11 protein-coding genes are annotated in these 12,793 nt (G+C 45.9%); 7 read left to right on the top strand and 4 right to left on the bottom strand.

From position 1 onward, the window contains the following. Positions 1–84: 84 nt before the first annotated feature. On the top strand, positions 85–1,959 hold the full coding sequence (argH, locus tag DA100_RS04395) for an argininosuccinate lyase (protein WP_138971074.1): 1,875 nt from the start codon (positions 85–87) through the stop codon (positions 1,957–1,959). Between the two features lie 205 nt (positions 1,960–2,164). Here argH and DA100_RS04390 read toward each other — a convergent pair whose 3' ends face one another. From DA100_RS04390 to DA100_RS04380, 3 genes are all read right to left on the bottom strand, one after another. Beyond that, positions 2,165–2,419 carry a DUF3624 domain-containing protein gene (locus tag DA100_RS04390; protein WP_138971073.1) on the bottom strand — a complete coding sequence of 85 codons (255 nt, stop codon included), beginning with the start codon at positions 2,417–2,419 and terminating at the stop codon, positions 2,165–2,167. Between the two features lie 116 nt (positions 2,420–2,535). Then, the gene (locus DA100_RS04385; RefSeq protein ID WP_138971072.1) at positions 2,536–3,993 is read right to left on the bottom strand and encodes a dihydrolipoyl dehydrogenase; all 1,458 of its coding nucleotides are present in this window, start codon (positions 3,991–3,993) and stop codon (positions 2,536–2,538) included. Positions 3,994–4,175: 182 nt separating this feature from the next. Then, the gene (locus DA100_RS04380) at positions 4,176–4,904 is read right to left on the bottom strand and encodes a redoxin family protein (RefSeq protein WP_138971071.1); all 729 of its coding nucleotides are present in this window, start codon (positions 4,902–4,904) and stop codon (positions 4,176–4,178) included. A gap of 170 nt (positions 4,905–5,074) precedes the next feature. Between DA100_RS04380 and oxyR the strand changes: the two genes are divergently transcribed. Continuing rightward, the gene (oxyR, locus tag DA100_RS04375) at positions 5,075–5,971 is read left to right on the top strand and encodes a DNA-binding transcriptional regulator OxyR (RefSeq protein WP_138971070.1); all 897 of its coding nucleotides are present in this window, start codon (positions 5,075–5,077) and stop codon (positions 5,969–5,971) included. A 55-nt stretch (positions 5,972–6,026) separates the two neighbouring features. On the opposite strand, the gene DA100_RS04370 is transcribed toward oxyR, so the two are convergent. Continuing rightward, positions 6,027–8,543: a PBP1A family penicillin-binding protein gene (locus DA100_RS04370; RefSeq protein WP_138971069.1), complete on the bottom strand. Its 2,517-nt coding sequence runs from the start codon at positions 8,541–8,543 to the stop codon at positions 6,027–6,029. Positions 8,544–8,679: 136 nt separating this feature from the next. Here DA100_RS04370 and pilM point away from each other — a divergent pair, with 136 nt between their 5' ends. Genes pilM through pilQ form a run of 5 tightly spaced genes read left to right on the top strand, consistent with a single transcriptional unit; the run spans position 8,680 to position 12,708 of the window. Further along, a complete protein-coding gene (gene pilM, locus DA100_RS04365) occupies positions 8,680–9,660 on the top strand; it encodes a type IV pilus assembly protein PilM (protein WP_138971068.1) in 981 nt (326 codons plus the stop codon). Then, positions 9,650–10,216 carry a PilN domain-containing protein gene (locus DA100_RS04360; protein WP_138971067.1) on the top strand — a complete coding sequence of 189 codons (567 nt, stop codon included), beginning with the start codon at positions 9,650–9,652 and terminating at the stop codon, positions 10,214–10,216. The genes pilM and DA100_RS04360 overlap by 11 nt, the downstream gene beginning before the upstream one ends. Continuing rightward, a complete protein-coding gene (gene pilO, locus DA100_RS04355; RefSeq protein WP_171052135.1) occupies positions 10,209–10,796 on the top strand; it encodes a type 4a pilus biogenesis protein PilO in 588 nt (195 codons plus the stop codon). The genes DA100_RS04360 and pilO overlap by 8 nt, the downstream gene beginning before the upstream one ends. Next, complete coding sequence (locus DA100_RS04350; RefSeq protein WP_138971065.1) at positions 10,786–11,262, top strand: hypothetical protein; 477 nt, start codon at positions 10,786–10,788, stop codon at positions 11,260–11,262. Before pilO ends, DA100_RS04350 begins: the two co-directional genes overlap by 11 nt. 18 nt (positions 11,263–11,280) lie before the next feature. Continuing rightward, positions 11,281–12,708, top strand: a complete 1,428-nt coding sequence (gene pilQ, locus DA100_RS04345; protein WP_138971064.1) for a type IV pilus secretin PilQ — start codon at positions 11,281–11,283, stop codon at positions 12,706–12,708. Positions 12,709–12,793: the final 85 nt, after the last annotated feature.

Raw genomic sequence — 12,793 nt, 5'->3', positions numbered from 1 at the left:
ATAAAAACTGAATCAGATTCAGAGTCATTTTAAGCAATATAGCTACTAGCACAAATAGTGAGCAAGGTAATCAGGAGAAACGCGATGGCATTATGGGGCGGAAGATTTACCCAAGCGGCAGATACGAGATTCAAAGACTTTAACGACTCATTGCGCTTCGATTACCGACTAGCTGAACAAGATATTGTAGGGTCAATCGCTTGGTCTAAGGCTCTGATGTCTGTTGGCGTGCTGAGTGAAGAAGAGCAGCAGAAGCTCGAACTGGCATTGAATGAACTCAAGCTAGAGGTGATGGAAGACCCACACCAAATTTTGCGCTCAGATGCGGAAGACATCCACTCTTGGGTTGAGCAGCAGTTGATTGGCAAAGTGGGAGACTTAGGTAAAAAGCTCCACACTGGTCGTTCGCGTAACGATCAGGTCGCAACCGACTTAAAGCTATGGTGTCGTCAACAAGGGCAGCAGTTACTTATGGCGCTTGATCGTCTTCAAGCTCAGATGGTATCGGTAGCGAAACAGCATCAGGATACGGTTCTTCCTGGCTATACCCATCTACAACGTGCTCAGCCAGTGACCTTTGCTCATTGGTGTTTGGCGTATGTGGAAATGTTCGAGCGTGACTACTCGCGCTTACATGATGCGATTACCCGTCTTGATACCTGTCCATTAGGTTCAGGTGCGCTAGCAGGCACGGCTTATCCGATCGATCGTGAAGTGTTAGCGCATAATCTGGGTTTCCGCAGAGCAACACGTAACTCTCTTGATTCAGTTTCCGATCGTGACCATGTTATGGAGCTGATGTCTGTCGCCTCTATTTCGATGCTGCATTTGTCTCGCCTTGCTGAAGATATGATCTTTTACAACTCGGGTGAGTCTAACTTTATCGAATTGGCTGATACCGTCACCTCTGGCTCATCACTGATGCCACAGAAGAAAAACCCTGATGCTCTTGAACTGATTCGTGGCAAAACTGGTCGTGTTTACGGTTCATTAGCAGGCATGATGATGACGGTTAAAGCTCTGCCTCTTGCGTACAACAAAGATATGCAGGAAGACAAAGAAGGCTTGTTCGATGCGCTCGATACGTGGAACGATTGTATGGAGATGGCTGCACTCTGCTTTGACGGCATCAAGGTAAATAAAGAACGTACGCTTGAAGCGGCCAAGCAAGGCTATGCGAATGCGACTGAGTTGGCTGACTATTTGGTCGCGAAAGGGATCCCATTCCGTGAAGCTCACCATATTGTTGGTGTTGCTGTCGTGGGTGCGATTGCTAAAGGCAGTGCTCTAGAAGAGCTTTCTATCGCTGAGCTCAAAGAGTTTTCAGACGTTATCGAAGAGGATGTATACAGTATTCTGACCATCGAGTCGTGCTTAGAAAAACGCAGCGCTTTAGGTGGGGTTTCACCTAAGCAGGTTGCCTATGCGGTTGAGCAGGCCGAAGGGCGTTTGATTAAACGTGATACCTCCGCGGTGAAGGTGAGACCAGCACGTCTGACGGATATTGAAGCATTGGAAGGTATGGTGGCTTACTGGGCGAATATGGGTGAAAACTTACCGCGTTCACGTAGCGAACTTGTGCGTGATATTGGCTCATTTGCTGTCGCGGAACATCATGGGGAAGTGACTGGTTGTGCATCCCTTTATGTGTATGACTCGGGTTTAGCTGAAATTCGCTCATTAGGTGTTGAAGCTGGCTGGCAAAAACAGGGACAAGGCAGTGCGATTGTTCAGTATTTGGTAGAAAAAGCCCGTTTGATGGCAATCAAAAAAGTGTTTGTTCTAACGAGAACACCAGAGTTCTTTATGAAGCAGGCCTTCTTGCCGACATCGAAGTCATTATTGCCTGAGAAGGTACTAAAAGATTGCGATCAATGTCCAAGGCAACACGCTTGTGACGAAGTGGCACTTGAAGTCAATCTGGTTGAGCAAGCCATTGCACGCGTCAGCGTCGCGTAAGTGATTGAATCTGAATGTATCAAAAAAAGATCAAAAAAGATCGTTCTTTTTTTGAACTAATAAGATTAAGCAGAGTCTATAAAAATACCACTGCTTTTTCTTAGAAGAATCTAAGAAGGCCCCAAACCAGATATTGGTTTTGGGGCTTTTTCTTTTTTAGCGTATCGCTAAATTTGATTGGCTCGAGCACTTCGCTGTTATGGTGCTACTCTTTGCCATTGCGTTTTCGCCATGGAAGGATCACAAAGCGCATCCAAAGGTGCAGGAAGAGTAGACCGTTGAAAGCAAAACCAGCCAAAATAAGCGCGATCGATTCGATAGTTTTCGGGTTATCTTTAAACGTAAACCACCATACAATCCAACATAAAACAGAAAGCACAGAGAGTTGATCGATACATCTTTGGCAGCGGCCAAGTTTTTTCCAAAACCATTGGCTGTTTTTACAATACTGGCATGTCATGCTGGTGGCTTATTAGTGAGCGTATTGAGTGGTTTATATCCTAACCCAGAGAGAACGTGCTGTTCCACAACCAGATACAAAAAAGCGAGCCATTTAGGCTCGCTTTTGATTTTGGATTAGCAGCCTGGGCCGCAATCTAGACAGTGTTTGATCATCTCTGGACCTAGATGTAGTTTAGCGTTTAGGTCACGTAAGGCTGTGCGTACACCCTCTTCGATCACCGGATGATAGAAAGGCATATCTAACATCTCAGACACAGTCATTTTATTCTGGTGTGCCCAGGCTAGCAGGTGAGCTAGGTGCTCTGCATTCGGTCCCATCATCTCAGCACCGAGGAAGCGACCAGTACCCTGTTCTCCGTATACGTGAAGGATGCCTTTATTGCGTAACATAACGCGAGATCGACCTTGGTTTTCAAATGAAACTTCACCCGTCGCGAAACAGCCACAATTACCTAAACGTGTGGTTAGCTGCTTATAGGTCTCACCAACCATTGCGATTTGTGGGTCAGAGAAGACGGCTGATATTGGTGAACGACGCAGGCCTGCACGAATATCTGGGAAACGACCTGCGTTATCCCCTGCGATACGCGCTTGATCTGCTGCTTCGTGCAGCAATGGAATTTGGTTGCTGGCATCTCCAGCAATAAAGATGCTCTCTACTGACGTTTGCAGCGTGTAATATTCAGCGGTTGGAACGCCGCGCTCATCCAGCTCTAGAGTGGTATTCTCCAAGCCTAGCTTATCAACGTTTGGTCGACGTCCAGTGGCTGCCAATACATAGTCAACGATAAAGCTTTCCAATTCACCATCTTGATTAATAAAGAGAATTTCAACTTTGTCTGTGCCGTCAATACGCTTCATGCTTTCGATTTTAACGTCCGCATCCAAGTAAAACTCTTGCTTGAAGGCTTTATCTGCGTAAGCCATGACTTCAGGGTCTGTGATTGGGCCTACTTGACCACCAAGACCAAACAGCTTCATGTTGACACCTAAACGATGCAGCGCTTGTCCAAGTTCAAGACCAATAACACCAGGGCCAAATACAGCAACAGCTTGAGGAAGATCATCCCAGTCAAACACATCGTCATTAATGATGAGACGATCCCCGAGTTCGTTCCAAACCGCAGGGTATGCTGGACGTGAACCCGTCGCGATAACAATACGTTTCGCGTGGATCTGAGTATGGTCATCCACCATCAAGGTGTTGTTGTCGATAAATTTTGCGTAACCAGCAATCTTGTCTTCTGCTGGGATCTCATCGACACCTTCCAGTACAAAGCCTACAAAACGGTCACGTTCACGTTTTACACGATCCATCACTTCGCGGCCGTTAATCACGATTTCGCCTTGAGGATGAACACCAAAACCTGGTGCTTTTTCGATTTGGTGAACGCTTTCAGCCGCAGCAATCAATAGCTTCGAAGGCATACAACCTACGCGAGCACAAGTGGTGCCGTATGGGCCGCCTTCAATCATCACAACGCTGTTTGTATGTGCTTTTGCTGCGCGGTATGCGCCTAAACCTGCTGTACCACCACCAATAACGGCAACATCGACATTTAACTGTTTCATAATTGGGTCTCGCTGTTTACTCCAAGCGTTTCCGAGTGAGAAAGCTTGAGGATTTGAATCTATGTTTGTATCAATCTGGATAAGTCGTGGGACTGCCTTGAGACAACGACTTATCAAGACTGGGGAGGAGTAGAATTTAGGTGTCCCCCGCACCGCAGTGGCGCGGGAGACCGAGGGTTTTATTAGCCTAGGTAAGCTTCTAGCTCTTCGCTGCCACCGATGTGTTTACCACCGATGAAAACTTGAGGAACTGTAGAGCGGCCAGTGACTGCTCGTAGACTTACGGTTGTCGCATCTTTACCCAAAACCACTTCTTCATACTGAAGACCGTGGTCAATCAGGTTTTGTTTCGCTTTCGCACAGAATGGGCAGCCTGGTTTAGTAAACACAGTGATAGATTCTTGTGTTTTGTAGTCAGGAGCGATGTACGCAAGCATTGTGTCAGCGTCAGAGACTTTGAACGGGTCACCTGGTTCGTTTGGTTCGATGAACATTTTTTCTACTACGCCATCTTTAACCAGCATGCTGTAGCGCCATGAACGTTTGCCGAAGCCAAGGTCGTTTTTGTCAACTAGCATACCCATACCGTCTGTGAACTCACCGTTACCGTCAGGAATGAAGGTAATATTTTCTGCTTCCTGATCCTGTTTCCATGCGTTCATAACGAATGTGTCATTGACCGATACACATAGGATTTCATCAACACCATGCTCTTTGAATACAGGAAACAACTCATTGTAACGAGGTAGGTGGCTTGATGAACAAGTCGGAGTAAACGCACCAGGTAGGCTGAATACTAATACAGTTTTACCTTTAAATAGCTCATCAGTGGTTACGTTAATCCATGCATCACCTTGACGAGTTGGGAAAGTAACTTGTGGTACGTTTTGACCTTCTTTAGATGCAAACATATTTGTTTCCTTTTGATTTTATGTAATTTGGTGGTAAGTCTTATCAGTGCTTTCACTGTGCGCCGTTTCGATGAAGCTATTATTAAAAAAATCCTTTGATAGCTCTAATCGTTTAATGCTATGGTTTTGATAGATAATTTCTATCTACTAGGATGGAGAAACAACCAATTATGAATATTCGAGATTTTGAGTATTTAGTCGCGCTCGCTGAGCACAAACATTTTCGTAAAGCTGCTGAGGCGTGTTTCGTCAGTCAACCTACGTTGAGTGGTCAGATCCGCAAACTAGAAGATGAATTAGGAGCGGCCCTACTGGAAAGAAGCAGCCGCAGGGTACTGTTTACCGACGCGGGGTTGCAATTGGTTGACCAAGCAAAGCGAATTCTCGCAGAGGTGAAAACCTTTAGAGATATGGCCAGTGGTCAAGCTGGTGAGATGGTCGGGCCAATGCATATCGGTTTTATTCCGACAGTCGGACCTTATCTGCTGCCTAAAATCGTCCCTATGCTAAAAGAGCGTTTTCCGGATTTAGAACTGTTTCTACATGAGGCTCAAACGCATCAATTGGTGCGCCAGCTAGAGGATGGCAAACTTGACTGTCTTGTTCTGGCGGCTGTGACAGAAACGGCGCCTTTCAAGGAGATTGAGATCTACAATGAGCCACTGAGTGTCGCTGTTCCTTGTGGCCATGAATGGGCTGATCTTGATGAACTTGATATGTTGGAACTCAATGGCAAAACTGTGCTGGCATTGGGTGATGGACACTGTCTACGTGATCAGGCTTTGGGCTTTTGTTTTGCCGCAGGTGCGAAAGATGACGAGCGCTTTAAAGCAACCAGTTTGGAAACTCTGAGAAACATGGTTGCCGCAGGCGCGGGAATTACACTCTTGCCTCAGCTGTCATTGCCAAAAGAGAAGCAGAAGGATGGCGTTTGCTACGTTAAGGCGATCAATCCTGTGCCTTCACGTAGTATCGTGTTGGCTTACCGCCCAGGGTCTCCCTTAAGAGCTCGTTTCGAGCAGCTTGCTGAAGCCATTGCACATCAGTTAGCGCAATCGCAGGCGTAGAATACTGAGATAAAAAAAGAGGTTGATGTCTGCACATCAACCTCTTTTTTATTGGTTAGAACAGCTCTTCACCACCATTTTCTGAGGTATAGATGCTGTTTGAGAGCTCATTGGTGACAAACTCAGTCGGTTCTGTTCCTTCAAGGAAATATTCGAACATGGAGCTTGAATCAAACTTATTGGTAAGTAGACCTGAGTCTCTGTCGATGCGAACACGGACAATGTTTTCAGGGATGACTTTCGTTTGTTCAGGTACCCCAACTAAAGCGGTGTGCATAAAGTCTACCCATGCTGGTTGAGCGGTTTTGGCTCCCGCTTCTGCACCTGAAATCTGATTTTTATCCAAGTTGCTGTTTGGCTTGGTTGTCCCTAGATTACGATTGTGGTCATCAAACCCAACCCAAGCGATTGCAACCATACCTGGGCCATAGCCGTTGTACCAAGCATCTTTAGAGTCGTTTGTGGTACCGGTTTTACCCCCTATATCACGACGTTCTAACGATTGAGCTCGCCAACCTGTGCCGTTCCAGCCAGTACCGTCACGCCAGTTACCGCCACCCCAAATATTGCTGTACATCATTTCGCGCATTAAGAATGCAGTCTGCTCAGAAATAACTTGAGGTGCATACTGGGGTGGCTGTTGTTCTGTCACGTCTTGCTCAGCAAATTGGCCGCTAATGCTTTGCGCTGACTCACAGCCCTGACGGCAGATGGTTTTAGGTGTGGCCTCAAATTCTAGGTCTCCAAATGGTCCTTCTACGCGACTAATATAGAAAGGTTCCACATAGTAACCACCGTTGGCGAAAACAGAATAGCCTTGCGCCATTTTGATTGGCGTTAAGCTGCCTGCGCCGAGTGCAATTGTTTCTGAGCGTGGTAACTGATCAAGTTCAAAACCAAAACGCGTTAGGTACTCACGGGTCTCATCAAGGCCGACTTCACGCAGCACGCGCACTGCCATCACGTTTTTCGATTGAGCTAAACCAATACGTAGACGAGTTGGGCCAATGTAGGTTGGTGGTGAGTTCTTAGGACGCCACGCTGTTCCCTGACTTTGATCCCATTGGTTAATCGGTGCGTCATTGACCAGCGATGCTAGGGTCATTCCTTTGTCGATCGCGGCAGAGTAGATAAATGGTTTAATACTTGAACCTACCTGACGTACCGATTGTGTCGCACGGTTAAATTTGTTGTGGACAAAGTTGAAGCCACCCACCAGAGAAAGTACAGCGCCATTTTCAGGATTCATAGCAACGAAAGCCGTGTTAGCATTTGGAACCTGACTGAGATGCCATGCAAATGTTGCTTCGTCGTTATCTGAGGTGATCTTGACTTGGCGTACCCAGATTTGTTCACCAGCTTTGAGCACTTCTTTTGCGTTTGATGGTGACTGACCTTGGCGGTCATCCGTTAGGAACTTACGTGCCCATTTGATGTTATCCCAAGTTAAGGTTTGAATGCCTTGTCCTTTTACTGAGATGGTTGCTTGTTTGTTTTCAACCTTAGTGACAACAGCAGGGATGAGTTCACCGTAGCTTGGTACATCGTTGAGAGTTTTATCTATTTGGGCTTGTTCAAACGCGGCTTGGTCTTCTTTCCACAACACTTTCTCAGCACCGCGGTAGCCGTGACGCTCATCGTAAGCGAGTAGGTTGTTAATCGCAGAGTCGTTTGCTGCGGCTTGCAGTTTAGAATCGACCGTGGTGTAGATCTTCATACCAGAGGTGTATGCCTCGTCTTCACCGTAGCGTGCAACCATCCAAGCACGAGCAAGTTCAGCTACATAAGGTGCACTTAGTTCAATTTCAGCGCCATGGTATTGAGACATGATCGGTTCTTCACGAGCTTGGTCGTACTCATCTTGCGTGATGTATTTTTCATCGAGCATACGAAGTAAAACAACATTGCGTCGATGAGTGGCACGTTCTAATGAGTAAATTGGGTTCATTGTCGACGGAGCTTTAGGCATGCCCGCTAAAATGGCAATCTCACTTAGGCTTAAATCTTTAAGCTCTTTGCCAAAATAGGTTTGTGCAGCGGCACCAAAGCCATATGAACGGTAGCCTAAGAAAATCTTGTTGACGTACAGCTCCATGATCTCTTCTTTGCTTAGAAGCTGTTCAATATGGATGGCAATGAATATCTCTTTGATTTTACGCATTATCTTCTTCTCGTTGGAGAGGAAGAAGTTACGCGCTAGCTGCTGCGTAATGGTACTCGCACCTTGTTTCGCTGAGCCAGAAAGTGCCACCACAACCGCCGCTCGAGTAATACCAATTGGGTCAATACCTGGGTGGTCATAGAAACGGCTATCTTCGGTTGCGATAAGCGCTTCAATAAGATGTTGGGGAATGTCGTCATAGGCGACAGGTATGCGACGTTTTTCGCCGAACTGAGAGATCAGTTTGCCATCTTGACTAAATACCTGCATCGGAGTTTGCAGTTTAACGTCTTTTAGGGTGGCTACATCTGGTAGCTCGGGTTTGACATATAAATAGAAACCGAAAATAGTTCCGATTCCAAGAAATATGCAAATCAGTGTGAAAATAAACAAACGCTTTATGAACTTCACCGGAGATTCCCTGAATAATTGGGTTCACTATATGCAAACCCTTGTATTTTAAGCTAACAGTTAGCTCAATCATTTATGTGCTTATTGAACCATTCACTTACGCATAAGAGCTTAGCAACTATAAGGCATTAGCAGCATGGGTAAATCAGTAGTTTCAGGTATTGATATCGGCCACCACAGTATAAAAGTGGTCGTACTTAAACCATACAAGGGCAGATACGCACTGGTAGGTTACCAAGAGTTACCGATTGAAGCTGGCATTTTCTCTGATAACCACATGTTAAATTATCAGAAAATTGTAAAGAAACTCAAAGAACTAAGGAAGACTTTACCAAGAATTAGTCGCAAAGTAGCACTTACTCTCGCTGATAATTCAGTAATAAGTAAAGTATTACAGATAGATAGTGCCACTAGTCGGCATGAAATAGAATTTGCTCTTCTCGATGCTTTTTCGTCTCAGTCCCCCTTTCCTGTAGAGGAGTTGTGCTTAGATTACGTTGAACTGGAGGAGCAAAACACCGATCAATTTCGATTGTTTCAAGTTTTCGCGACCAAAAAGGGTGTCGTGAATAATCGAATTGAAGTGCTGCGAGCCGCAGGAATGTCCCCGCTGCTGATAGACCTTCGTTCACACAGCCTAGCCCGAGTTTGGCAACTGGCGGCGAGTCAGTTAGGTCGCAATGACTGGATGCTCATCAATATCGATCGGCATCTATCGACAGTGTGTATTGATTTTCCTCTTCATGCTCCTTATTGCAAGGATATTCATGTCGGCAATGAAGATGAGCATAAGCCGGCCTTATCACAGTGCCAGTTCAAGGCATTCGCGCAAGGATTAGTCGAGAAGCTAAAACGACAAATTCAGCTCATTGCATCCATCTACAATGTCAACATTCAGGGAATTTGGTTATGCGGAGAGGCAGGGCAGCTGTCAAAACTCTCTAAATGGCTACACATTTACTTAAAGCTAGAATGTCAGGTACTTGATCCCTTTGAACTACTAGAGTGGTCGTCTTGTCGCGTGCCAAGAAGTGAGTTAGAGGGAGGGGCATTTGCGATCGCCACCGGAGCGGCCTTGCGAGGTGTTAGCTGGTTGGAGTCGAAGAGTGCTGTATAACGTTAATTTACTTCCTTGGAGAGAATGGCGCAGGCACCAACAAAAGCAGCGCTTGAAGTGGTTAGTTAACTCAGGTGTTATGGTGGCTCTTGCTATTCAAGGTTGGGCGGGTATCTATATTGATCACCAAATTGATATCAAGCTATCTCACTTGGCATTATTGAACTCAGAGTTAGCACAGACAAAACAGCAACAAGGAGAGTTGGACAATGTGCGGCGAGAGCTGAATAACGTCCGTGGGCATCATGAAGAATTAGTTGAGCTGAAGCAACGAACCGACACCGTCGTTCAGTTTATTGAATCACTTCCTGTCTATATCCCGTTACGTGTGTATCTCGTTAGCCTTCAGATGGTGGGGAATAAGATTGAAATGGTGGCGATCAGCAGAGAGATCGCCAATATCAGAGCACTACTAGACTCACTCGAAAATTGCCAACGGTGCCAACAGGTCCGAATTCATTCGATAACCAATGACAGTTACTTTTCTGGCCTTCTTTACCACAAAGCGGAGCTCTCATTTTCGCTAGATGGCAGTGAGGGACTCCCAAATGGCTAAGCTAACTTTCAACATTGAACAATGGTCACAATGGCCATTGCGTTACCAACTACTCATCACTCTACTCTTTTTCGTGTTTATACAGGGTATTGGTTATCAATGGTATCTAACCCCAAAACTAGCCCAAGTCGTCGTCACTGAAAAACAGCAACAACAACTGCAATTGCTGATTGATGAGAGTTTGGTGAAACTTGCTGAATTGGCAGACATTAAAGCGAACTACCGTCTGGCACTGGAACAAAAGAGGCAGATCTCGGCCCCCTTCTTGTCTCAACCCGATATCACCGATGTGGTGGTTGAAATGAACCGGCTTGGTGTAGAGCGAAACCTGACATTCACTCGTATCGAAGTGCAAGAGCAAGACATGGACCGGTTATTCTATCGCCAGCTTATCAATATTGAGCTAAGTGGGCGCTATTTTGATATCGGAGCATTTATCCGCGATCTCGCTCAACTCCCTCAAGTGATCGTCGTTGAAGAGGTTCATTGGCAAAATAGCGCAGAGGCAAATTCGCCATTGAAACTCCGACTGCGGGTCTATCTTTATCAGTTGTTGATTGGAGAGAACAATGAAGACTAAGGTTCTCTCTGCCTTAGTGGTTGGCTTGATGGCAAAAGGATGCCTAGCCAAGCAAGAACTCGTGGCATCTAAGATGGATTATCTTACTGAGGCATCGGCATCTGTATTATTGGCTAGGGATGCACAAGGTCTTAGTGCTAAACGGGCGGTTCGAGATCCGTTTGAGCTGCCAGTCATCGAGATTCAGACTCAAAATAATAGCGTCGAGAACCAATTATCAACGTGCCAGGCCACGATTGATTGTCCGCTCAACAACTGGTTACTCAAAGGCACCATCATTGGTGCGAAAGCAGCCTCTGCGTTTCTCCAAACACCTCAAGGAGAGATAAAACGTGCGACGACAGAGCAATCTCTCGATTCGGGAACAATGGTAGTTGAGCAGATAACGGCTGACTCAGTCGTGATGCGAGAAGTGCTTTCTGAACCAGAACGGCGGTCAGTTCGACATTCTCTCAAACTGCGTTGAGTAAATAGAAGGTATCTTATGAGTGAGTCTTGGCCGAGGAAAATGAGTAGCAACATCCACTCTCTATCACTGTGGTTGCTTGTCACGATGCTATGTATATGGACAAGTGATAGCACTGCTAATGCGCTGGAGTCTACAGGTCGCGACGAATACAGCGACCAGCAAAGGAATGAGGTAGAGGTGGATGGAGACCAACTGTCGATTAACTTCCAAGATATTCCAGTGAGAATCGTATTGCAGTTGTTGGCGGAACACAGCGATTTTAACATTGTGGTGTCAGATTCGGTTAGTGGGAATCTGACTTTACGACTCACTAAGGTCTCTTGGCAGCAGGTGTTTAATACCATTCTCAAGTCAAAACAACTGGGGAAATGGGTCGAAGATGGGGTGATCATCGTTGCGCCATTATCTGAAGTTGAAGAGCGGGAAAAACAGATTCTAAATAGCACTCGATCGGAGAGGGAACGACAACAGGCGATCTCGGAGGTTATTTGGGTCAAATACGCTAAGGCTGCCGATTTGTTACTGATGCTAAGTAACAATGAAAGTGGCCGTAACCCGTATCTATCAGAGAGAGGCACCCTGAGTGTTGATGAGCGCACCAACGCTCTACTTATTCATGATTTAGAACCTAATGTGATAGGCGTTAGAAACATCGTACGTTCACTGGATATTCCCCTCAAGCAGGTGCAGATAGAGGCTCGTATTGTCACAGTGGATGAAGGGCAATTGGACGAGTTGGGCGTCCGATGGGGATTAGATCGCACAAACCGAAACACGGTGATAGGGGGCAGTATTGAGGAAAATACACTTGAAGAATTTACCCTCGACCAAATGCTGAATGTCAACCTCGGTTCGACTTCAGTTAATGCCGCCAATATCGCTTTTCAGCTTGCGACTTTAGGCTCGGATGTATTACTCGATCTTGAGTTGTCAGCAATGCAATCAGAAGCGAAGGCGGAGGTCATATCAAGACCGAGACTCATGACCACAAATAAACAGGCAGCCTACATAGAGCAAGGGACAGAAATTCCCTATTTTGAAACATCGGATAAAGGTGTGGTTAGTGTTGAATTCAAAAAGGCGGTACTGAGCTTAGAGGTCACACCGCAGATTTTGTCTGAAGATAAATTGATACTCGATTTGAACGTGACTCAAGACCGGCCAGGTAATGTGGTCAAAGCGGGGAAAAATGAAGCGCTGGCGATCAATACTCAGAGACTCGAGACGCAAGTTTTGGTCAACGATGGTCAAACCGTCGTCCTGGGAGGGATCTATCAATACAGTGTGACTGATTCTATAGATAAGGTTCCTATGCTTGGTGATATTCCCATTCTGGGAACGCTGTTTCGTCGTACTTACCAAAATATCGCTAAAAGCGAGTTGCTGATTTTCGTCACTCCAACCATAGTCACTGAGTCAGATTTCTCTGAGGTGCGAAAATAAATTTGCATTAATGGCACCTTATCTAGATAATTTCGGGTCTTATCACGAATTATCTGTGAGGAATCGGTGCCACAAGCTTTTCCAT

This window comes from Vibrio sp. Hep-1b-8 (assembly GCF_006124995.1).
In the GTDB taxonomy this organism is placed as follows: Bacteria; Pseudomonadota; Gammaproteobacteria; order Enterobacterales; family Vibrionaceae; genus Vibrio.
The sequence above is the reverse complement of the archived record's forward strand: the minus strand, read 5'-3'. Positions and strand labels throughout refer to the sequence as shown.